23 protein-coding genes are annotated in these 21346 nt (G+C 71.5%); 9 read left to right on the top strand and 14 right to left on the bottom strand.

The features are described from left to right. The first annotated feature begins 149 nt into the window (after positions 1-149). From ACIBKY_RS05315 to ACIBKY_RS05325, 3 genes are all read left to right on the top strand, one after another. Positions 150-452, top strand: coding sequence for an isoamylase early set domain-containing protein (locus ACIBKY_RS05315; RefSeq protein ID WP_397094574.1), 303 nt, complete (start codon positions 150-152; stop codon positions 450-452). Between the two features lie 135 nt (positions 453-587). Then, a complete protein-coding gene (locus ACIBKY_RS05320; RefSeq protein ID WP_397094576.1) occupies positions 588-1028 on the top strand; it encodes a hypothetical protein in 441 nt (146 codons plus the stop codon). A gap of 166 nt (positions 1029-1194) precedes the next feature. Then, positions 1195-1725: a phospholipase gene (locus tag ACIBKY_RS05325; protein WP_397094577.1), complete on the top strand. Its 531-nt coding sequence runs from the start codon at positions 1195-1197 to the stop codon at positions 1723-1725. A gap of 39 nt (positions 1726-1764) precedes the next feature. Here the strand turns inward: ACIBKY_RS05325 and ACIBKY_RS05330 are convergent, their stop codons facing one another. Both ACIBKY_RS05330 and ACIBKY_RS05335 read right to left on the bottom strand, forming a co-directional pair. Further along, the gene (locus tag ACIBKY_RS05330; protein ID WP_397094579.1) at positions 1765-2523 is read right to left on the bottom strand and encodes an ABC transporter permease; all 759 of its coding nucleotides are present in this window, start codon (positions 2521-2523) and stop codon (positions 1765-1767) included. Positions 2524-2528: 5 nt separating this feature from the next. Continuing rightward, positions 2529-3428 (bottom strand): ABC transporter substrate-binding protein, encoded by a 900-nt coding sequence (locus ACIBKY_RS05335; RefSeq protein WP_397094581.1) that lies wholly within the window; start codon positions 3426-3428, stop codon positions 2529-2531. 146 nt (positions 3429-3574) lie between these two features. On the opposite strand from ACIBKY_RS05335, the gene ACIBKY_RS05340 reads away from it, so the two are divergent. Both ACIBKY_RS05340 and ACIBKY_RS05345 read left to right on the top strand, forming a co-directional pair. Further along, on the top strand, positions 3575-4327 hold the full coding sequence (locus ACIBKY_RS05340) for an ABC transporter ATP-binding protein (RefSeq protein ID WP_397094582.1): 753 nt from the start codon (positions 3575-3577) through the stop codon (positions 4325-4327). Beyond that, positions 4324-5208, top strand: a complete 885-nt coding sequence (locus ACIBKY_RS05345) for an LLM class flavin-dependent oxidoreductase (RefSeq protein ID WP_397094584.1) — start codon at positions 4324-4326, stop codon at positions 5206-5208. The genes ACIBKY_RS05340 and ACIBKY_RS05345 overlap by 4 nt, the downstream gene beginning before the upstream one ends. On the opposite strand, the gene ACIBKY_RS05350 is transcribed toward ACIBKY_RS05345, so the two are convergent. Together ACIBKY_RS05350 and ACIBKY_RS05355 are read right to left on the bottom strand one after the other, a co-directional pair. Beyond that, complete coding sequence (locus ACIBKY_RS05350; protein ID WP_397094586.1) at positions 5203-6243, bottom strand: C45 family autoproteolytic acyltransferase/hydolase; 1041 nt, start codon at positions 6241-6243, stop codon at positions 5203-5205. The genes ACIBKY_RS05345 and ACIBKY_RS05350 overlap by 6 nt on opposite strands. A gap of 14 nt (positions 6244-6257) precedes the next feature. Continuing rightward, positions 6258-6680, bottom strand: coding sequence for a hypothetical protein (locus ACIBKY_RS05355; RefSeq protein ID WP_397094587.1), 423 nt, complete (start codon positions 6678-6680; stop codon positions 6258-6260). A gap of 47 nt (positions 6681-6727) precedes the next feature. Here ACIBKY_RS05355 and ACIBKY_RS05360 point away from each other — a divergent pair, with 47 nt between their 5' ends. After that, on the top strand, positions 6728-7903 hold the full coding sequence (locus ACIBKY_RS05360) for a saccharopine dehydrogenase family protein (protein WP_397094589.1): 1176 nt from the start codon (positions 6728-6730) through the stop codon (positions 7901-7903). On the opposite strand, the gene ACIBKY_RS05365 is transcribed toward ACIBKY_RS05360, so the two are convergent. From ACIBKY_RS05365 to ACIBKY_RS05390, 6 genes are all read right to left on the bottom strand, one after another. Next, positions 7890-8732, bottom strand: a complete 843-nt coding sequence (locus ACIBKY_RS05365) for a PaaX family transcriptional regulator C-terminal domain-containing protein (RefSeq protein WP_397094590.1) — start codon at positions 8730-8732, stop codon at positions 7890-7892. The two genes, ACIBKY_RS05360 and ACIBKY_RS05365, sit on opposite strands and share 14 nt — an antisense overlap. A 42-nt stretch (positions 8733-8774) precedes the next feature. Continuing rightward, entirely contained in the window at positions 8775-10211 is a 1437-nt protein-coding gene (locus ACIBKY_RS05370; protein ID WP_397094592.1) for a flavin-containing monooxygenase, read from the bottom strand. Between the two features lie 27 nt (positions 10212-10238). Further along, the gene (locus ACIBKY_RS05375; RefSeq protein WP_397094594.1) at positions 10239-11030 is read right to left on the bottom strand and encodes an SAM-dependent methyltransferase; all 792 of its coding nucleotides are present in this window, start codon (positions 11028-11030) and stop codon (positions 10239-10241) included. Positions 11031-11083: 53 nt separating this feature from the next. After that, positions 11084-11728, bottom strand: a complete 645-nt coding sequence (locus tag ACIBKY_RS05380; protein WP_397094596.1) for a GPP34 family phosphoprotein — start codon at positions 11726-11728, stop codon at positions 11084-11086. Then, positions 11725-13110 carry an APC family permease gene (locus ACIBKY_RS05385; RefSeq protein WP_397094598.1) on the bottom strand — a complete coding sequence of 462 codons (1386 nt, stop codon included), beginning with the start codon at positions 13108-13110 and terminating at the stop codon, positions 11725-11727. The genes ACIBKY_RS05380 and ACIBKY_RS05385 overlap by 4 nt, the downstream gene beginning before the upstream one ends. Before the next feature lie 112 nt (positions 13111-13222). Continuing rightward, complete coding sequence (locus ACIBKY_RS05390; RefSeq protein ID WP_397094599.1) at positions 13223-14536, bottom strand: M14 family zinc carboxypeptidase; 1314 nt, start codon at positions 14534-14536, stop codon at positions 13223-13225. Between the two features lie 75 nt (positions 14537-14611). Between ACIBKY_RS05390 and ACIBKY_RS05395 the strand changes: the two genes are divergently transcribed. From ACIBKY_RS05395 to ACIBKY_RS05405, 3 genes are read left to right on the top strand one after another with little or no spacing between them, the layout of a single operon-like run. Continuing rightward, a complete protein-coding gene (locus tag ACIBKY_RS05395; RefSeq protein WP_397094601.1) occupies positions 14612-15223 on the top strand; it encodes a TetR/AcrR family transcriptional regulator in 612 nt (203 codons plus the stop codon). Between the two features lie 27 nt (positions 15224-15250). Beyond that, positions 15251-16675 (top strand): MFS transporter, encoded by a 1425-nt coding sequence (locus ACIBKY_RS05400; RefSeq protein ID WP_397094602.1) that lies wholly within the window; start codon positions 15251-15253, stop codon positions 16673-16675. Between the two features lie 35 nt (positions 16676-16710). Next, complete coding sequence (locus tag ACIBKY_RS05405) at positions 16711-17559, top strand: M55 family metallopeptidase (protein ID WP_397094603.1); 849 nt, start codon at positions 16711-16713, stop codon at positions 17557-17559. On the opposite strand, the gene ACIBKY_RS05410 is transcribed toward ACIBKY_RS05405, so the two are convergent. Genes ACIBKY_RS05410 through ACIBKY_RS05425 form a run of 4 tightly spaced genes read right to left on the bottom strand, consistent with a single transcriptional unit; the run spans position 17525 to position 21334 of the window. Then, positions 17525-18328 (bottom strand): ABC transporter ATP-binding protein, encoded by an 804-nt coding sequence (locus ACIBKY_RS05410; RefSeq protein ID WP_397094604.1) that lies wholly within the window; start codon positions 18326-18328, stop codon positions 17525-17527. The two genes, ACIBKY_RS05405 and ACIBKY_RS05410, sit on opposite strands and share 35 nt — an antisense overlap. Then, on the bottom strand, positions 18325-19344 hold the full coding sequence (locus ACIBKY_RS05415) for a FecCD family ABC transporter permease (protein ID WP_397094606.1): 1020 nt from the start codon (positions 19342-19344) through the stop codon (positions 18325-18327). The genes ACIBKY_RS05410 and ACIBKY_RS05415 overlap by 4 nt, the downstream gene beginning before the upstream one ends. Next, positions 19341-20345 (bottom strand): FecCD family ABC transporter permease, encoded by a 1005-nt coding sequence (locus tag ACIBKY_RS05420; protein ID WP_397094607.1) that lies wholly within the window; start codon positions 20343-20345, stop codon positions 19341-19343. Before ACIBKY_RS05420 ends, ACIBKY_RS05415 begins: the two co-directional genes overlap by 4 nt. After that, complete coding sequence (locus ACIBKY_RS05425; protein ID WP_397094608.1) at positions 20342-21334, bottom strand: ABC transporter substrate-binding protein; 993 nt, start codon at positions 21332-21334, stop codon at positions 20342-20344. Before ACIBKY_RS05425 ends, ACIBKY_RS05420 begins: the two co-directional genes overlap by 4 nt. Positions 21335-21346: the final 12 nt, after the last annotated feature.

The raw sequence follows: 21346 nt of genomic DNA on the forward strand, positions 1-21346 counted from the left end.
GAGCGGAATCCTCTCGCAAACACTAAAAACTGCGAAGATCGCCCGTTTCCCACCCTCGGCCGGGGTATGGCTGAACGCGCAATCGTCTGAATCATCTTATTCGGGGGAGAAAGATGTTCACTCACAGCAAACCCAACAGGAGGGGGCAGGTGGAGGTTCTCTTCACCCTTCCCGGTGAGGTCGGGCCGGTGTCCGTCGTCGGCGACTTCAACGGCTGGGACCCGCTCGCGCACCCGATGCAGCTCGGCGACGACGGTCGCTACAGGGTGGCGGTAGCCGTACCGCAGGGCCAGGCGTTCGCCTTCCGGTACCTGGGCGATGGCGGCCGCTGGTTCGACGACGAGGGCGCCGAGGAGTACGACCACCGTGGCGCCGTCTTCCGCGTCCCGACGCCCAAGCGCCGTGCCGTTCCCGCCAAGCCGCGCGTCGCCGCGGGCAAGACCGCACGCTGACCCTCACGCGGGCCCGCCGGCCGGATCTGGGAAGTCATGCCCGGCCGGCGGGTGCCGCTCCCCACGGCAGCCGAGAAGTTCCGGCTGTCTGAAGGGGCTGGACGCGAACCTCGCGCGCACCCCACATTGGTAGGCATGTCGATCAGAGCAGGTGGCCTCGCGGCCGCCGCCGCGGGTTGCGTCCTGGCCACCCCTGTCGCCGTGTGGTGGCTGGTCGGGGATCTGAGTGTGGACGTGCCGCAGGGGACCGGTCTCGACTACGCGATCCGCCCGCCGGACGTCGATCCGGTGGTGGCGCGGGTGGCCGGACTGGGCGCTGTCGTCGTGATCGTGCTCACGCTCGGCCTGCTGATCTGGGCCGCCCGGGGGCGTAGGTTCGACGGCCGGTGGTGGGCGGCGCTCGTACCGGCGCTGGTGGCGGGGGCGATCGCCGGGGCGGGGGCGCGCGTCGTGACCGCCGGCACGATCGGCGCGAACATCGGGGCCGGACTGGTTCTGGTCGGCGGGGGCGTGGTCGTCGGCCTGCTCCTGCTGTGGTCGGCCGGGTGGTCGGCGCGGCTGCTGCTGGCCCGCTGACTTCGGAATTCGACTGACCGTAAAGGGCGACTCTCCGCAAACCCTGCCGGAAAAATTGGACAAGATCTGCTTTTAGTTTTCCCCGGCTTCGCTTCATTGTTAGGTCGTCGGGCGAACCTTGCCACCGCATTCCTCCGCACCCCCCGTGCAGTGAAAGCAGGTTCTCATGGTCAGACGGTCCCTCCTGCTCTCGTTATCCGCCCTCCTGTCCGTGGCCGCCTTCTTCGGATTCGCGCTTCCGGCCCACGCGGTCACGCCGGAACAGAAACTCGCCGCGCTCTCCACCTTCTCCCAGCCGAACTCCGGCAGCGCCTCCGCCTGGCGGGCCGCCTGGCAGAACCAGGCCGCGTGGGCCGACTACAACTTCGACTGGTCGACCGACCTGTGCTCCAGCAGCCCCGACCAGCCGCTCGGCTTCGACTTCAGGATGTCCTGCCGGCGCCACGACTTCGGCTACCGCAACTACAAGGCCATGAACGCCTTCCCGGCCAACAAGCCGCGTATCGACGACGCCTTCTACTTCGACATGCGCCAGGTGTGCGCCGGATATTCCGGGCTCTCCCGCTCCACCTGCAACGGCCTGGCCTGGACCTATTACCAGGCGGTCAAGGAATTCGGCGACCTGCGCGTCACCGATGAGCAGATTCAGCAGGTCAAGCAGCAGGCCGAACGGAACCACCAGAACGCCGCGGCCTGAACCGTCATCGGTGGCGGGGATGCCGGACCGGCGTCCCCGTCACCGGCTCGACGTGGTCTCGCGGACCCAGGGCAGCGCCAGCCGTTCCACGACCAGCAGCCCGAAGTACAGGACGATGCTCATCGCCGCCACCAGGATGATCGCCGCCCAGGCGGTGGCGACGTCGGCGATGCCGCTGTACTGGACGATCTGGTAGCCGAGGCCGCCCTCTCCCGCCTGGAACTCGCCGATCACCGCTCCGATCGCGGCCAGCGGCATGGCCACCTTCAGCCCGACGAAGATCTGGGGCAGCGCGGCCGGCAGGCGTACCTTGCGGAAGGCCTGCCATCGCGAGGCGTCGAGTGAGCGGGCCAGTTCGGCGAGGTCGGCGGGGGTGGTGGTCAGGCCCGTGGCGGTCGAGAGCACGATCGGGAAGAAGCAGAGCAGGAACACCATCGCCAGGATCGGCCGCTGACCCCAGCCCAGGGAGACCACCAGCAGCGGCCCCAGCGCGATCTTCGGCACCGCGTTGACCGCAACCAGCAGCGGCGAGAACATGCGCTCCACCACCCGCGAGGCGGCCAGCGCCAGCCCGAGCAGGACCCCGGCGGCCACGGAGATCGCGAACCCGGCGACCGTCTCGACGGTGGTCGCCAGGAGTCCGGCGAGCAGTTCGCCCGGCCTGGCGGAGAAGGCGGCGAGCACCTCGCCGGGCGGCGGCAGCACCGCCGGATGGACCAGCGGGAACGCCGCCGTCACCAGCCACCACGCGGCCAGCGCGACCAGCAGCCCGAGTGCCGGCCAGGTCGCCGCGCGCACGGTGGTCAGGACCCCTTCGCCAGGTTCGTGTCGACGACCTGCTCGGGGGTCAGGCCCGCCGGGATCGCGCCGGCGTCGCTCAGCGTGCCGATGCAGCGGGTGAGCCTGGCGGTGTCGATCGCGCCGACGCCGGCGCCGGCCGGTCTGACGAAGCCGGCCATCAGTTTGATCTCCGCGGCGGCGGGGGCGGCCGCCGCGGACGGGACGTTCTTCCGGAGGATCTGACCGGCCTCGTCGGGGTGGTCGATGGCGTAGACCAGACCCTTGGTCAGCGCCCGGCTGAAGCGGCGGACCGTGTCCGGGTCGTCCTTGGCGAGCTTGGTTGAGGTGACGAGCACGTTGCCGTACAGGTCGCTGATCACGTCGCTGTACGGCAGGACCACCGCCCTGCGACCCTTGGCCGCCGACTCCACGGTCGGCCTGCCCACCACGAACTGGCCGATGCCCGCCACCGTCCCACTGGCCAGCAGGCCGATGAGGTTGGCCGGCGCGCCGTTGACCCAGGTGACCTTCGAGGCGTCGATGCCGGCGAGCTTGGCGTAGGTGGGGAACAGGTTGCGCACCACGGAGCCGGGGGTGTCGGCCAGCGTCTTGCCCTCAAGGTCGCGGGGCGCCGAGATATTGCTGCCCTCCAGGGCGATGATCGCCGCCATCGTGCGCTGCTGGATGGCGGCGACGGCGACGATGCCGCGGGCGCCGCCCTTGCCGCGGGCCAGCAGAAGCCCCGTCATGTCGACCGGCGCGAACATCGCGGTGCCCGCCTCGATCTTCGCGATGCTGTCGCCGCTGCCGCCGCCCGGCTTGATGTCCACCTCCAGACCGGCCTCACGGAAATAGCCTTTGTCCTTGGCGACCCACGCGTACGCGTCCCTGCCGAAGTTTCCGAAGGACGTTAAGTAGGTCACCTTCCTGGACCCATCGGCATCAGCGCATGCGGTCAAGGAAAGCGCCAGGACGAGAACGGCGAGAACTCTCATCTGGATCACCGCCTTTTGACCTAGGAAACACGAGAGTAACGTCGAGGACAACACCGAGTCCGGGAGTCTGTTCGATGATCCGACTGGCCGGCGTCAGCCGTACCTTCACCGGACGGTCGGGCACCGTCGAGGCGCTGCGCGAGATCGACCTGGAGGTGGCCGAGGGGGAGTTCGTCGCGGTCATCGGCCGTTCCGGCTGCGGGAAGTCGACGTTGCTCAGGATCGTCGCCGGGCTGCTGCCCGTCACGGAAGGCGAGGTCACGGTGGCGGGCGAACGCGTGACCAAGGCCAGGCGCGACATCGCGATGCTCTTCCAGCGCCCCGCGCTGCTGCCCTGGCGGACGGTGCTCGACAACGTCCTGCTGCCCGTGGAGATCTTCGGCTGGCGGAAGGCCGGGCACCGCGATCGCGCGCGGAAACTCCTCGACATGACCGGGCTGGCCGGTTCGGAAAAACGCCTGCCGCACGAACTGTCGGGCGGCATGCGGCAACGGGTGGCGTTGTGCCGTTCGCTCATCGGCAATCCGCGCGTGATGCTGATGGACGAGCCGTTCTCCGCGCTCGACGCGCTCACCCGCGCGGAATTATCGGCCGAACTCCAGCGCCTGCACATGGAGAACTCCGCCACTGTCATTTTCGTCACCCATTCCATCGACGAGGCGGTGCTGCTTGCCGACCGGGTCGCCGTCCTGACGCCACGGCCGGGCCGGGTCCGCGAGGTGGTCAAGGTCGGCATCCCGCGGCCGCGCTCGCCGGGCCGTAACGCGCACCTGGCCGACGTCGCCCGGTGCAGCGCCGACCTGCACGAACTGCTGGTACGCCGGTGAACACGCGGGTCAGCCTCTTCGCCGAGCCGCATCGCGGCGCGACCTACGACGACCAGTTGCGCATGGTCAGGCTGGCCGAGCGGTGCGGATTCGAGGGCTGGCTGCGCGCCGACCACTACCAGACCACCGACGTCGGCTCCCGCGGCGAGCCGGGCCCGACGGACGCGTGGGTGACGCTGGCGGGCCTGGCCAGGGAGACCTCGCGGATCAGGCTCGGCACGCTGGTCTCCTGCGCGACGTTCCGCCCGGCCGGGGCGCTGGCGATGCTCGCCGCCCAGGTGGACCGGATGAGCGGCGGCCGGATCGACCTGGGCATCGGCGCCGGCTGGTACGAGCGCGAGCACCTCGCGTACGGCATCCCGTTCCCGCCCAGAGGCGCCCGCTTCGACATGCTGGAACACCAGCTCGCGACCATCACCCGGACCTGGCCCGCGTCCACCCGTCCCCCGATCATCGTCGGCGGCCGCGGCCCGAGGCGTACGCCGGAGCTGGCCGCCCGCTACGCCGACGAGTTCAACATGCCGTTCGCGACCGTGAAGCAGACCGCGCACGCCTTCGCACGGGTGGAAGGGGCGCGCGGCGAACTGCCCCCGCTGGTGCTCTCCGCCGGGGTCGTGGTCGCCATCGGGCGTGACGCCGCGCAGATCCGCCGCAGGTCGGCGCCGCTGCACGTGCCGAGCGCGCTGCCGCCGGAGGACCCGGTGATCGGCCCGCCCGGCGTGCTCGTGCAGCGGATCGGCGAACTCGCCGAGGTCGGCGCCACCCGCGTGTACCTCCGGCTGAGCGACCTGACCGACCTCGACCACCTGGAGCTGATCGCCACGGAGGTCCTTCCCCAGCTGTTCTCACAGGGATCGCCACGGAAGGACGGCCCATCATGACGCCGGGCCGACCGGCCGCACGCCGCACGGGCCGCCGTCGTGGACGGTGAGGTCACCGCGGTCCACGTGCAGCTCGATCGTCGCCAGCGTGCGCTGCTCCCACTCCGGAAGTACGGCCCCGGCCGGCATGTGACAGCAGATGCTCTTACTCCCCGAGGAGTGGTCGGCCATGGCCTCCGTCAGCGGCCCGCCGGAGCGCAGGCGCCGTCGCAACGTCTGGTGGCGCAGCAACGTGTCCGGGTACTCCCGCGGCACCTGGTCGCCCGCGGCGGCGACCGGGTCGAGGAAGTGGTTGGTGTGGACCAGCACGCCGTCGTCGTCGGGCAGCACCCACGCGGGACCGCCCGGATGGAGTTCCGCGGTGATCGCGGAGTCCGGGGTGACCACGGTGACCGAGGTCGAGGCGGAGACCTCGGGCGAGACCAGCAGGCCGGTGGCCGAGGACAGGTCGCGGGCCTCGTCGAGCACCCGCCGGGCCACCACGTGAACGGGCACGCCCATCGCCTCTCCGTCGCGCGCGTGCGACAGGAACGTGAACAGCACGCCGACGTTCTCCGAGTTGACGCCGATCTTGCCGACGATGCCGTACTCGGTCATGGTGCGCACGACGTGCCCGGACGGGTGGGGGATGGTCCAGACGAGCCAGCTCCCCGCCATCGCCTCGGCCCAGTCCCAGGTCTGCCCGGCCCTGGTGGGCCGGCCCAGCACGACGGCCGCCGAGCACTCGCCGCGCGGCGGCGCGGGCAGGGTGGCGAGGATCTCGGTCCGCGCGTTGATCGCGGCCAGGTCCTCGACCGGCAGCCCGGCTCCCGCCGCCATGCCCTCGATCTCCCGGGCGAGGTCGGGCGCCCACTTCTCGATCGCGGTGAACGCCCGCGCGCCCGGTTCGGCGATGCGGACCGTTGCCCCCGCCAGGCCGTCGAACATCATCCGGTACCCGGTCACGGTGCGGGCGATGTCGCGCGCGTGAGCCGTACCGAACTCAAGACCACGCTCGTACGGCCCGGCGGCCCGCGAGGTGAAGCTTCTGACCACGACTACCTCCAGTGTCAACGGCGGTGCAGCATGACGATCATGCGGACGGCGGAGACCGCGCTCGCGGCCGCACTGATCACGGTGACCCATAACCAGAAGGCCGTCCAGGTGGCGGGGATCGGCAGGAGCACGGCGAGCAGGACCGGGTAGCCGAGCACCAGGACGCGCAGCCGCCGCTCGTCACGGAGCTGGAGCGGGCGTGCCGGGTTCGGGTGCAGGCCGCCGGCCAGGACCAGGCGCCAGGTGTGCAGCGCGGTGAGGTAGAGCGTGACGATGATCGCCAGTCCGAGCAACTGGGCCCATTCCGGTGCGGTGTCGTCCCCGGCCAGGAGGTAGGGCAGCACCATCACGGCCAGCGGCAGCGTGCTGGCCGCCTCTACCGCGATCATCCGGCTGGCCGGCCTCTCGCGGAACAGCGAAACCGCTGATATGTTCATAATTCGTTCTATCGTATGAAAAACGATAGGTGAAGACATGAGAGGTAATGATGAGAATTCTCGCCCTCGGCGGCCCCGGAGCGATGGGCAGGGTCGCGGTACGCGTGGCAGCGGGTCTCGCCGGGGTGCGGGAGATCGTCGTCGCCGACCGCGACCTGGACGCGGCACACCGGCTGGTCAAGGAGCTCGACGGCGTCCCGGCACGGCTCAGCGCCCGGCAGGTGGACGTCACCGACGCGGACGGGCTGGCCGCCGCTCTGGAAGAGGCCGACGTCGTGCTCAACACGGTCGGGCCCTACTACCGCTTCGGCCCGGCCGTCCTGCGGGCGGCGATCCTCGCCCGCACCCACTACCTCGACATCTGCGACGACTGGGAACCCACCCTGGAGATGCTCGAGTTCGACGGGCGGGCCCGCGCCGCGGGCGTGCGCGCGGTGATCGGCATGGGCGCCAGTCCCGGGGTCAGCAACCTGCTCGCGGCCCGCGCCGTGGCGGATCTCGACACCGTGACGGACCTCTACACCGCCTGGCCCGTCGACGTCCCCGGCTCCGGCGCCGAGCAGACCGAGCTGAGCGGGCCCGACGGCCGGCCGATCGCGGCCGCGGTGCACTGGATGCAGCAGATCAGCGGCACGGTCGCCGTGGTCAGCGGCGGGCAGGTCGTCCAGCGGCCGCCCATGCGGCCGGTCACGCTCGACCTGCCCGGCGGCCGGCAGGGCACCGCCTACACCGTCGGCCATCCCGAGCCCGTGACGCTGGCGCGCAGCTACCCCCTGACGGGGGAGTCGGCCAGCCTCATGGTCGTCACGCCGGGCACCGCGGCCTACCTGGACGTGCTGCGCACCGACCTCGACGAGGGCCGGCTCACCAACGAGAGCGCCGCCGCCGCCCTGGCCAAGCCCACCACGCGGCGGGCCATGCGGGCGGCCATGCGGGCGTTCGGCTTCAAGGCGCCGGGCTCGCTGCCGGCGTTCTTCGCCGCCGCCGTGGGCACGGCGGACGGACGGCCGCGTACCGTGCTGGCCCATCTGGCCGGTGCCGAGACGCTGATGACGGGCATGGACGAGGCCACCGGCCTGCCGGCCGCGCTGGGCCTGGCCCAGCTGCTCGACGTGGAGCGCGTGCCGGCGGGCGTGCACCCGCCGGAGACCGCGATCGACGGCGAGCGGTTCTTCGCCGACCTGGCCGGGCACACCGCGTCCGTCCGGGTCATCGTGGAGTGAGCGTGCCGTAGAGCTTGAACAGGCGGATGCCGGAGCCGATCTGCTGGTCCAGCAGCTTCCAGCAGGTCGCGGTCAGCTCGCGGGCCTGCGCTCCGGGCCAGGGCCGCGGCAGCAGTTCCGGAGGCAGGAGCGGGTCGTCCTCCATCGCGCGGGTGAACTCCGCGGCCAGCTCCACCGCGATGGTCAGCCGTTCCTGGGGGGTGAGCGGGTTCGCGCCGCGCAGCAGATCGAGCCGCGGCCGGGCGACCGCGGCGAGGCGGTCGTAGCGCCCGGCGATCTCCTCCAGCGGCCACAGGTCGCGGGCGAGGGCGACCGGGTCGTCCTGCCCGCCCCTGCGCAGGTCACGGGTGGTCAGGAAGGTGACGTGGCCGAGGACGCCCAGGCGGCGGGCGTGCTCCTCGACGTAGGGCTCCCACGCGTTGGCGCTGAGGTAGAGGCCGCCGTGCACGGGCGCCCCGCCGAGCGCGGTGATCGCCGCGCGCAGCGCGTCCCTGCCCGTCCTCGCACTCTCCGGTACGGCGAAGCCCACCAGATGCCAGGTGCCGTCCCAGGGCGCGAGCCCGGCGTCCTGCCGGTAGGCGTGGGCGACGAACTCGACGTCGAGCCCCATCGCCCGCTCGGCGCTGCCGGTGGCCCGCAGGATCGCCTTGCGCCCGCGGCCCTCCTGGACGAAGCGCTCCTCCGCGACCAGCCGCTTGATGCACAGGCGCACCTGCTGATCGGTCATGCCCAGTTGTTCCGCGGTGGCGTAGAGCTCACCCGCGTCGACGGTGAGGTCGGTGCGGACGAGCGCCTCGACGAGCATCCGGGTGGGGACGTGGACGTCCAATGCGGTGGCCCTCCAGGGGTGTGTGAGCGGGAAGAGTTTACGTCACCCGAAGATCATGCCCTTGCGGACGTCGAGGAACGCGAACTTCGCGAGGTCGGCCAGGTAGTTCTGGGTGACCAGCCACGGGTCGCGCTCGCCCTGCTGCGGGAACAGGTGCGCGGCACGCTGGACGTAGCCGGCGGTCAGGCCGAGCAGGGGCCGCCGGGCGCCGTCGCGCGGGAAGGCGGGCATCGCCGTGCTCAGGCCGTGCCGGCGCATGTGGGCGAGCAGCCGTACGACGTAGCGGGAGGACAGGTCGGTACGCAGCGTCCACGACGCGTTGGTGTAGCCGACGCAGAAAGCCAGGTTGGGCACGCCGCCGAGCATCAGCCCCCGGTAGGCGGTGGTGGCGGCGAGGTCGACCGGCTCGCCGTCCACCGCCAGCGCGATGCCGCCGAGGGGGATCAGCGACAGCCCGGTCGCGGAGACGACGACGTCGGCCGCCAGCTCCTTGCCCGACTCCAGCGCGATGCCGTCCTTGGTGAACCGGGCGATGCGGCCGGTGACCACCGACGCCCGCCCGGCGGTCACGTCGCGGAAGAGGTCACCGTTGGGCACGACGCACAGCCGCTGGTCCCACGGCTGGTAGCCGGGCGTGAAGTGCCGGTCGGCGTAGGCCGGGTCGGGCAGGAACCTGAGGAGCCCCCGGCGCAGATACCGCTTGGTCCGCTCCGGGTAGCGTCTGCTCAGCCAGTAGGTGAGCTGGCCGCGCAGCACGTTCTTGGCGCGGACGAGCGTGTGCGCGAGCCGCGCGGGCAGCAGGCGGCGCAGCGCGTCGGCGGTCCGGTCGACGTCGGGCAGCGCGCTCATGTACGTCGGGGAGCGCTGGAGCATCGTGACGTGCGCCGCCTTCCCGGCCAGCGCGGGCACGAGCGTGACGGCCGTGGCCCCGCTGCCGATCACCACGACCCGGCTGCCGGTGACGTCGAGGTCCTCCGGCCAGAACTGCGGATGCGCGAACCGGCCGCCGAAGTGCTCCACGCCGTCGAAGTCCGGCTGGTGGCCCTGCTCGTAGTCGTAGTAGCCGGCGCAGATGTAGAGGAACGCGCACGTCCAGACCCCGTCACCGGTCCGCACCGTCCACCGGCCGCGCTCGCCGGACCAGGCGGCGGAGACGACCTTGGTCCCGTAGCGGATGTGCCGGTCGATGCCGTGCTCGCGGGCGGTGTCCTCGATGTAGCGGCGGATGCTGTCGCCGTCGGCCAGCGACTTCCTGCCGCGCCACGGCTGGAAGGGGTAGCTGAGCGTGAACATGTCCGAGTCGGAGCGGACGCCGGGATAGCGGAACAGGTCCCACGTGCCACCGGGGCGGTCCCGGGCTTCGAGCACCGCGTACGTCCAGCCGCGCTCGCGCTGGAGGCGCCACGCGGCGCCGATGCCGGACAGGCCCGCTCCGATGATCAGCACGTCCACGTCTATCACATCAGAAACGGTCGTCATGAAAACGACCGTATCATGGGCGAACGTTCAAGGCTTTCGCGCCACCGCCCCATGCGCGTCGATGAACGGCGCCGCCTCGTCGTGCCACTGCGAGATGGGGGCCAGTCCCGGCTCCACCATCTCCAGGCCCTCGAAGCAGGCGGCCAGCTCCTCGAGCGAGCGTAGGTAGTAGGGGACCGCGCCGCTCTCCGCCAGCTTGTCGCTGCCCTCCGCCACGGCCTCGCCGGTGGCGGTGCCGTCCCACAGCACGAGGTAACTGCCCGAGGGCACACTGTCCATGACCCGGCCGACGATCGAGCGCATGAGCTCGAAGTCCTCGACGTACCCCAGCACGCCCATGAACATCACCGCGATGGGCTTGGTGAAGTCGAGCACGTTGTGGGCGTCGGAGACGATCAGCTCCGGCTCGTGGTAGTCGCCGTCCACGTACGCGGTGACGCCCTCCGGGGTGGTGTTGCGCAGCAGGGCGCGGGCGTGCACGAGCACCAGCGGGTCGTTGTCGACGTAGACGATGCGCGAGGCCGGATTGATCGACTGGGCGACCTCGTGGGTGTTCTGCATGGTCGGCAGGCCGGTGCCGATGTCGAGGAACTGGGAGATCCCGGCCTCGCCCGCCAGGTGGCCGACGGCGCGCACCAGGAACCCGCGTGACTGCACGGCCATCTTCACGATGTCCGGATACACCTGGGCCACCGCGTCGCCGGCGGCCCGGTCGGCCTCGAAGTTGTCCTTGCCTCCCATCCAGTAGTTCCAGATGCGGGCCGCGTGCGGGACGTCGGGCTGGATCTTCGCGGCGAGGTCGGAACGCTCGTGGTTCATGGGCGGGCTTCCTGTGAGGGGTTTCGCGTGAAGTGATCGTACGGCGGTGCCGCTCAGCGGTACACGGCCACGGCCGCCTCGCCGATCAGCGCCTCGAACAGGCCGACGAGCTCCTTCACCTGAGGCGAGTGCTCGTTGACGATGGTCCGCAGGGTCGTGGTCAGCTGGGCCGGCGACTGGCCGATGTAGAGCTCGGTGTGCACCTGCAGCGCCAGCACGAGGCCGCAGAGCGCGGCGCCGCGCGCGTCCATCTCCCGCCAGCCGCTCACCGCCGAGCGCACGTCGGTCGAGGCGCGCACGATCGAGGCCATGTCGGCCCGGTAGCGCGTGTACGGCAGCATGCCCAGCCGGCGCCCGGTCACCTCCGTCAGCAGGCCGGCGCGTACCAGTTGCCGCCTGGCCCGGTCATAGCTGTCGGCCGCGACCGTCTTGGCCCAAGTCACCGCGTCCTGCTCCGGCCGCTCGCGCAGGAACGCCCCCGCGTACGCGTCGACGACCGGGTCGCCGGTGGGGGTGCGGTCGGCGACCACCACGGCGCGGCCCTTGAGCCGGATCCGCCCGTACAGGGCCAGGTCGATCAGCACCGCCCCGGCCAGCCCGAGGGAGATGGAGGAGCGGTGGATGAGCGGCTTGCCGTTCTCGTGGTGGCACACGATGAAGAGGTCCTGGTAGAGCGGCGGCGGGACCTCCGCGCTCACACCGGCTCCTTCGTCAGCGCGCTCGGCCGCAGGGTGGGCGGACGGCCGAGCAGGTAGAGGGCGCCGAGGACCACGCCGCCCACCACGAACCAGATCAGGCCGACGACCTGCGCCATCACGTTGGCGTGGATCACCACGAAGACGAGCACGCCCAGCCCGACCAGCGGCGCGATCAGGTGCGCCCACATGTTCCTGGACCGGCCGCGGATCGTGTAGTGCACGATCACCGACAGGTGCAGGACGATGAAGGCCACCAGCGCGCCCATGTTGATCAAGCTGCTGAGGAAGTCGACACCGTCCGGACGGGTGGCCATCCACAGCCCGAGGCCCACGGAGAGCGCCGAGATGAGCAGGATGGCGTTGGCGGGCACGGCGTTCTTGACCGAGATCCTGGCCAGGAACGAGGGGAGCTGCCGGTCGCGGGCCATGGCGTAGAGCAGCCGGGAGACCGCGACCTGCGCGACCAGGGTGTTGGCGATGCCCCACGAGATGGCGGTGGCCGTCGAGGTGACCTGCCTCAGCCACTCGCCGCCCGCCACCTCGGCCGAGTCGTAGAAGGCGGTGCCGCTGGCGCTGGTCAGAAGACCCTGCGGATCGGGTACGAGCAGCGCCGCCACCCAGACCTGGGTGATGAACAGCACCCCGGCCAGCAGCAGCGCGATGCGCATCGCCCGGCCCACCTGCGCGGAGCCGCCGGTGGACTCCTCGACGAGCATGCTGATCCCGTCGAAGCCGAGGAACGACAGCACCGCCACCGACACCGCGGCGAACACGATCGGCCAGGAGAAGGTGTCCGGGTTGAACAGCGGCGCCAGGCTGAACCCGCGCCCGTACCCCTGCATGAGGGCCCAGACCCCGGCGGCGAGGAACAGGGCGAGCACGGCCAGCTCAGCGACGATCATCACCTTGGTGATGGTGATCGTCATGCGGATGCCCCGCAGGTTGATGGCGGTGTTGACGGCGACGAAGAAGATCAGCCAGGCCCAGACGGGGACGCCGGGCAGGGTGGAGTTCATGGCGATCGAGGCGACCAGGTAGAGCAGGCTGGGCACCAGCAGGTAGTCCAGCAGGATCGCCCATCCGGTCATGAACCCGACGGGCGGGGCGATGCCGCGGCCGGCGTAGTTGTAGACCGATCCGGACAGCGGGAACGCCCGTACCATCTGGGCGTAGGACATGGCGGTGAACAGCAGCGCGACCACGCCGACCAGGTACGCCATGACCGGCATGCCGCCCGATCGCGAGTAGACGAGGCCGAAGATGGCGAACGGTGCGATGGGCACCATCATGACCAGGCCGTAGAAGACCAGGTCGGCGAGCCCTACCCCGCGGCGTAACTCCTGCTGGTAACCGAAACGGTCGATGCCGGCCTGGGGGTCCACAACAGCCTCCTCGCTGCTGGTCTTACGTAGTTGTGTGATCCTTCCGTAGCGCTGGGTCGCCACGCAAGGCGAATCGACCCGGTTTGCCCTCACAGAACCTCGACAACCTCGGTCATCCGGGGTGCTTGGCGGCCTCCGCGGCCAGCAGCGCGGCGCCGAGTTGAACGGCGACCAGCGTGCGGATCGGGATCGGGGTGGCGGTGAACCCGTTGTCGGCCTCCGCGCACCAGGAGTCGAAGAGCTCCCGCATCCGGGCCCGCTCGGCGCGGATGGCCGGGGTCGGGTTGCCCGCCGCGAGCTCGGCGTCCAGCAGCCGCAGCATGGTGCCGCCGTAGCGCAGCCGCATGCTGTGCTTGAGCTGCTCGTTGCCGACGACCTCGGCGACCGTGGCCGGCCGGTCGGCGCCGGGGAAGCCCTCCCACTCGGAGACGAAGGCGTCGTGGGTGGCGAGGAAGTCCTCCAGGGCACGCCGGAACGGCGAGGCCACCGTCAGGTCGTCCTTGACGGCTGCCATGGACTTTCCCAGTGCGGCGATCAGCTCCCGCTGTCCGGCGAGGAAGCCCGCGATGGAGTCGCTGTACACCTGTTCGGTCGGTGTCTGGTCGGAGACCGCCGGATCGGCCCAGTAGGGCAGCTCGGTCACGAGGTGCAGCGCGCCGAACCGGTCCGCGTAGTCGGCGCTGCCGCCGCCGGTGCCGTAGATCGGGCCCAGCTCGGCGCCGCGCGGGGTGATGTAGGCGGCCGGGCCGATCTGCCTGGCGCTCGGGATCTCCGGCGGGCCCATGTGCAGCGGCAGGCCCTGGCCGGAGGCGATGGCGGCGAGCTTTCCGGCCAGGCCGGGGACCTCGCGGCTGAGGTAGTAGAAGGCGCCCTGGAGCTCGCCGTTGTGCAGGGAGTAGACGAAGGCCGGCTTCACCTCGTCCATCAGCCGCATCAGCGCCTCGGTCTCCGGCAGCGTGCGGTCGAAGGTGTAGCCGTCGCCGGTCAGCGGGAACGTCCATTCGACCTGGTCGGCCTCACATGGGCGGTAGAAGTGCTCGGCGTACGCCCGCCGGTCGCCGGGCCGCGCGTACCAGCCTTCGTTGAGCCGGGCGCCGTCCGGGTCGACGCAGGGGATGAGGTGCCAGCGGTAGCCGAACTCCTCGCGCAGCCAGGCGTCGTCGATGAGCCGGCGCAGCAGGTTGCTCACGGTGAGGGAGCCGATGGGCTCGTTGGGGTGGGGGCCGCCGATGATGACCGCGTCGCGGGGGCCGGCGCCGATCGTGGCCACGCGGAGCGGTTCGCCCAGGCGGGAGGTGCCGATGTGGCGCAGCCGTACCAGGTCGGGGTGGGTGGCGGCGAGGTGGTCGAGCTCGGCGTGCATCTGGTCCACGGACGGGAAAGCGGCGTGGTCGGGCACCTGGTTCATGTACGCGTCGACGTTCATGCACGCAAAGATAATCTGGATTATCCTAATAATCTAGATTATCGTTTCGCTCGACTCGACTCCGGGAGACTCGACATGCGACTGACCAGGGCGGAAAGCAAGGCCGCGAACAAGCGCGCGCTGATCGACGCCGCACGGGAGGTCGTCGGCAGGGACGGCGCGCGGGCGAAACTGGAGGAGATCGCGCAGCTCGCCGGGCTCACGACCGGCGCCGTCTACTCGCTGTTCGGCGGGAAGGACGGGCTGATGGTCGCGATGATCGACGACTACACCGGCCCGCTCGACCGGCGGCCGGTCGAGCGGATCCCGCCGGACCGCCCGCTCGAGGACGTCGTGGACGTCATCGCCCGGCAGTTCTGGCGGATGTCGGCCGATCCGCAGGCCGCGGGACTGCTGCTGTTCGAGGTCCGCGTGCTGGAGCTCGTGCTGAACGACGCGAACCTGCTGGCCAAGCTCAACGCCGCGGTCAACACCTCCGAGGGCGACCTGGTACGCCACCTCGCCGGCCGTGAGCACGACGGCGTGCCCGTCACGGCGGAGCAGGCCGTACGCCTGGCCCGCGCACTCAAGGCGCTGCTGTCCGGGCTCGGTCAGGCCGTCATCCTCGGCGTCCACGACAGCTCGGAGGAGTTCTTCGCCGGCGCCGCGCGCTCCCTGGTGACCTCCAGGGTGCTCGGCCCGGCATAGCCAGGCCACCCCCCGAAAGGCAGGACCATGTCCAGATCCGGCTTCGGCATCATCGGCCCTCCGGTGCTGTTCATCGGCATCTTCCAGCTGCTGGAGACGATGCTCTCGCCCGCGCTCCCGCTCATCCAGAGGGAGCTGTCCGCCTCACCCGGCGAGATCGCGTGGATCTTCACCGGCGGGCTGATCAGCTCGGCGATCAGCACGCCGATCTCCGGCCGCCTGGCCGACATGTACGACAAGCGGACCGTCCTGCTCATCCTGATGGCGATCACCAGCGCCGGCGCCCTCATCTCGGGCCTGGCGCCCAACGTGCAGGTGCTGATCGCCGGCCAGGCCGTACAGGGCGTCTGGCTGGGCGTGCTGCCGCTGACCGTCGGGCTGTTCCGCGACACCCTCACACCCGAGCAGGGCGCCACCGGCAACGGCCTGGTCATCGGCACGGCCGCGCTCGCCGGCGCGATCGGCCTGATCCTTTCCGGGCCGCTCATCGCCGCGCTCGGTTACCGGAGCCTGTTCTTCCTGACCCTGGGCGGCGCGCTGGCGGCCGCGATCTGGGCCTGGATCGCCGTGCCCGCCACGGCCCGCGCCGCCCGCGGCCGCGTCGACTGGCCGGGCGGGCTGCTGCTCGGCGGCGGGATCGCCCTGCTCATGCTGGGCCTGACCACCTCGTCGAGCTGGGGCTGGACCGATCCGGTCGCGCTCGCCCTGTTCGCCGCCGCGGCCCTGACGCTGGGGCTGTGGGCGTTCGCCGAGCTGCGCAGCGAGGACCCGCTCGTGGACCTGCGCCTGCTGGCCGGGCGTTCTTCCGCCGGAGTGACCGCGATGGGGTTCGTGTTCGGCTTCGCCTCCTTCGGGCTGATGGTCGCGCTGCCGATGATGCTGGCGCTGCCCGCGGACACCGGCTACGGCATGGGCGCCGACACCCTGGGGATCGGGCTCTACATGTTCCCGCTGGGTGTGGCGGGCACCGTGATCGCGCCGCTGGTCGGGCCGATGACGCGGCTGCTCGGGCGGCGTCCCGTGCTGGTGCTCGGCGCCGTCCTGGTCTCCGTGGGCACGGCCATGCTCGCCTTCTGGCACGGCTCCCCGTGGGAGATCGTCGCCGGGGTGACCGTCACCGGGCTGGGCGGCGGCATCGGGCTCACCGCGGTGCTCAACGTCGTGGCCGCCGACGTGCCCGGGGAACGGGCGGCCGGCGTCAGCGGCGTGGTCTTCGTCGCCAAGAGCATCGGTGGCACCTTCGGGGCGCAGGTGGGCGCCATGGTGCTGGCCGGTGGCAGTGTGGCCGGGATCCCTGCCGAGAGCGGCTTCGTGTCCACCTACCTGCTGTCCGCGCTGCTCGGGCTGCTCGCCGTGGGCGCCGCCTTCGTGATCCCCGGTGCTGTTCGGTACGCCGAAGCCGCGCGCGAAGGTTCGGCCAACGCGCCAAAGCCCGCCACCTCCCAGGAATGACACGCTGCGACAGCGGCCAACGAAAGGAGCAGTCAGTGCGGGTCTACATCTCCATCGACATGGAGGGCATTTCCGGCATCGCGACCATGGACCAGATCGTCCGCGGCGGCCACGGCTATCCCCGCTCGCAGCGCCTGATGACCGCCGAGGCCAACGCCGCGATCGAGGGCGCGTTCGAGGCGGGCGCCGACAGCGTCCTGATCAACGACAGCCACGGCACCATGGACAACCTGCTGCACGAGGAGCTCGACCCCCGCGCCCGGCTGATCTTCGGCACGCCCAAGCTGGACTGCATGGCCGAGGGCATCTCGGCCGAGCACGACGTGGCCATGTTCCTCGGCTACCACGCCGCCGCCGGCTCGCCGGGTGTGCTCTCCCACACCTACTCCTCACACTTCTACGAGGTGCGGCTCAACGGCAGCCTGGTCTCGGAGGCCGAGGTCAACGCGCTGCAGGCGGCCGCGGTCGGCGTCCCGATCGGGTTGCTCACCGGTGACGACGTCATCTGCGGCGTCGCGGAGAAGGCCTTCCCCGGCGTACGCACCGTCGCGGTCAAGGTGGCGCACGGGCACACCGCGGCCGACAGCCTGTCCCCGTCCGAAGCCAGGCGGCAGATCCGGGAGGCGGCGGCGGCGACCGTACGCGGGGCGGGAGACCTGGCGCCGCTCCGCATGCCCGACGTGCTGGAACTGGAGATCGACATGCCGAGCACGCCCGCGGCGGAGCTGGGCGCGCTGATCCCGGGCGTGCGCAGGATCGCCGACAAGACGCTCGCCGGCACCTTCACCACGCCCGCCGAACTGCTCGGCTGCGTGAGCGTCTGCTACCACCTCGCCGCCGACGCGATGATCAGCCGGATGGCCCTGTTCGGCCGTCGAGCGTAGGCACGACCATCGGCGTGCCGGTCACCGGGTCCGGCACGACCACGGCGGGCAGGTCGAAGACGTCCTTGATCAGCGCGGCGTCCACCACGTCGGCCGCCGCGCCCTCGGCGACGACCCGCCCGTCCTTCATCGCGATCAGATGGTCGGCGAACCGGCACGCCTGGTTGATGTCGTGCAGCACGGCGACGACCGTGCGGCCCTCGTCCCGCAGCCGCGAGAGCAGCGCCAGCAGCCGGTACTGGTGCGCGATGTCCAGAAACGAGGTCGGCTCGTCGAGCAGCAGGTACGGCGTGCGCTGCGCGAGCACCATGGCCACCCACACCCGCTGCCGCTGCCCGCCCGACAACTCGTTCACCGGCCGGTCGGCCAGGCCGTCCACGCCCGCGGTCGTCATGGCCTCGCTGACCGCGCTCTCGTCCTCCGCCGACCACAGCGACAACATCGGCTGGTGCGGGAAGCGCCCGCGCCCGATGAGCTGCCTGACCCTGATGTCCTCCGGCGCCAGCGGATCCTGGGGCAGGAACCCGAGCGAGCGCGCCAGCGCCTTGGCCGCGTAGGACCCGACGTCCCGCTCATCGAGCAGCACGTTTCCTTCGGCCGGGCGCAGCAGCCGCACGAGCGCCCGCAGCAGGGTCGACTTCCCGCACGCGTTGGCGCCCACGATCGCGGTGAACGCGCCGTCGGGGACGTCCAGGCTCAACCGGGTCGAGACCACCCGGTCGGCGTAGCGCAGCTCCAGGTTCTGGGCCCGCAGACGCACCTCGGTCACGTTCGCCTCACCTCCTTGGCCAGCAGCCAGATCAGATAGCAGCCGCCGATCGCGGTGGTGACGACACCGACCGGCAGGGATTCGGGGGCCAGCAGCATCTGCGCGGCCAGGTCGGCGCCCTGCAGCAGGACGGCGCCGGTGAGCGCGGCCGGCAGGAGCGGAACCCCGGCCGCTCCCGCCAGCCGGCGCCCGATCTGGGGAGCGGCCAGCGCGATGAACACGATCGGCCCGGCCACCGAGGTGACCGTCGCGGTGCACCCGACGCCGACCAGCACCAGGAGCAGCCGCAGCCGGCCCAGCCCGACGCCGGTGGCGCTCGCGACCGCCTCGCCCAGCGCCGCCTGGTGCATCGTGTGCGACCAGGCCGCCATCAGCGCAAGCAGCACCCCGATGATCGCGAAGGGAACCGGCAGGTCGGCCCAGTCGACGCCGTTCAGCGAACCCGAGCTCCAGCCCACGGCCGCGATGGCGACCTCCAGCTCGGCGCGCAACACGATCCACGAGTTGAAGGCGGTCACGATCGCGCTGACCGCGATCCCGATCACGACCAGGCGCAGCCCCGACAGCCCGCCGCCCGATGACAGCAGGTAGATCATGGCGGCCACGGCCAGCCCGCCGATCACCGAGCTCGTCGCGAGCACGACGGAGCCGCCGGAGAACACGGTGAGCGCGACCAGCGCGCCGGTGTAGGCGCCGGCGTCGAGGCCGATCACGTCGGGACTGCCCATGGGGTTGCGGGTGAGGTTCTGGAAGATCGCCCCGGCCACGCCGAGCGCCAGGCCGAAGACCATGCCGGCCAGCACCCGGGGCAGCCGCCAGTCCCTGATCACCACCACGGACTCGCCCTGCCCGCCGAGCGCGGCCAGCACCTCGCCGGGCGTCGCCCACGAGGCGCCGTAGCACAGGCCGAGCAGCCCGGCCCCGAGCATCAGGGCGGCCAGCGCCGCCGACAGCGCCAGCGTCCGGCGCTCGACCCGGACCGACCGCCCGGCCGCGCGCAGCACGACGACGCTCACAGCGTCCCCGCCCCGTAGCGCCGCACAGCCCAGATGAGCACCGGGCCGCCGAGGAAGGCGGTCACGATCGCCACCGGCACCTCGCCCGTCGGCAGCAGCACCCGCGAACCCATGTCGGAGACCAGCAGCAGGATCGGCCCGAGCAATGCCGAGTACGCGGTCAGCCACGGGACAGAACCCCTGGCCAGCGGGCGGACCACATGCGGCACGATCAGGCCGACGAACAGGATCGGCCCGGCCGCGGCGGTGGCCGCCCCGGCCAGCACGGTGATGCACAGGAGCGCGGCCAGCCGTACCCGGGTGACGCTCGCGCCGAGGGTGCGCGCGACCGTCTCGCCGAGCGCGACCGCGTTGAGCGGACGGCTGAGCAGCAGCGCCCCGGCGACGGCGAGGACGATCAGCACCAGCGTGAGCGCGAACGGGTCCTTCTCTCGGCCGGCCAGCGAGCCGATCGACCAGAACCGGAAGTGGTCGAAGACGTCGGGCAGCATCAGCCGCAGTCCGAGCGACAGCCCGGCCAGCACCGCGCTCAGCGCGACGCCGGTGAGCACGAGGCGCAGCGGCGACGCGCGCCCCACCGAGTACACCAGCACCGCGGCCAGCGCCGCGCCGCCGCCGGACAGGACGAGCTCCGAGGCGGGCGTGGTGGCCAGGCCGAGCGCGGTGCCCACGGTCATCGCGAAGCCGGCCCCGGCGGTGACGCCGAGGACGCCCGGCTCGGCGAGCGGGTTGCGCGACAACGTCTGGATGAGCACGCCCGCCACCGCCAGCGCGGCGCCGACGCCCACGCCGAGCAGCGCGCGGGGCAGCCGGACGTCGCGCACGATCGAGTGGTCGGGCGAGCCGTCGAAGGCGAACAGCGCGCGCACCACCTCGGCGGGCGCGACGGCGTGGGCGCCGATGCCGACGCTGACGACGGCGACCAGCGCGAGCAGGGCCACCCCGGCGACGAGCACCGCGCCGCGCCCGGTGAGCGTCCCGGCGCGTGCGGCGAGCGTCATTGCGCGGCCAGCGGCGCCAGCGACTTGTCGAGCGCGTCCAGGGTGAGCAGCGCCTGGCCGTAGGTGGCGGCCTCGGTGTAGCGGACGGCGAAGGCCTTGCCCGCCTTCACCGCGGGCAGCTTCTTCCACAGCTCGGAGTCGAGCACGTACTGGACGGCCTGCAGCGGCGCGCCGTCCGGGCCGACCGAGTAGGTGACCGCTTCGGCCTCGGCGAGCGCCGTGGGCAGTTCCTCGATCGAGGGGTACTCGCTCACGTCCTTGCTGCCGCCGCCCTTCACCTTCACCTGGCCGTAGTAGGCGGCGCCGATGTCGTTGGCGATGTTGGTGCCCCACGACTTGTCGAACTCGCGCTGGAAGGTGCCCTTGCCGACCTCTCCGTACGCGCCGACGTGGGCGAGCTTCAGCCCCGGCAGGACCTTCTCGTACTTCTTCCTGAGCTCGGCGGCCTTGGCCTCGTAGGTCGTCTTGGCGGTGTCGAAGCCCTCCAGCGCGCCCGCGGCGTCGGCCTGGCGCTGCGACAGCTCCCGCCAGGCCGAGGGGACCGTCGGCCCGATCGCCACGACGGGCGCGATCGACTGCAGGCGCTTGAGGTCGACGTCGGCCAGCACCGGCGTCGGCACGCCGATGACGATGAGGTCGGGCTTGGCGTTGGCGATCGCCTCGTAGTTGGTCTCGGCCGCGGTGTCCCCGGCGACCTTCGGCAGCTTGTCGTAGGCGGCGCGGGTCTTGGCGTCCATGAGCGGCACGCCCCGCTTCCACGTCGAGATTCCCGTGAGCGGCGCCCCCGCCTCGATCAGCACGGGTACGGCATAGCCGGTCGCGACCACGCGCTGCGGGTCGGCGGGGATGGTGATGTCGCCGTTGGCGGCCTTGAAGACGCGGGTGGCGGTCTTGGCGGCGGGCGGCTGGCTCCCGGTGTTCGACGCGCAGCCCGCGGTGGCCACGGCGAGTACGAGCATGACGGAGCCGAGCGTGCGGCCAGTAGACATGGGGGTTTCCTT

Origin of the sequence: Nonomuraea sp. NPDC050394 (assembly GCF_044459065.1) — a bacterium.
Lineage (GTDB): Bacteria > Actinomycetota > Actinomycetes > Streptosporangiales > Streptosporangiaceae > Nonomuraea.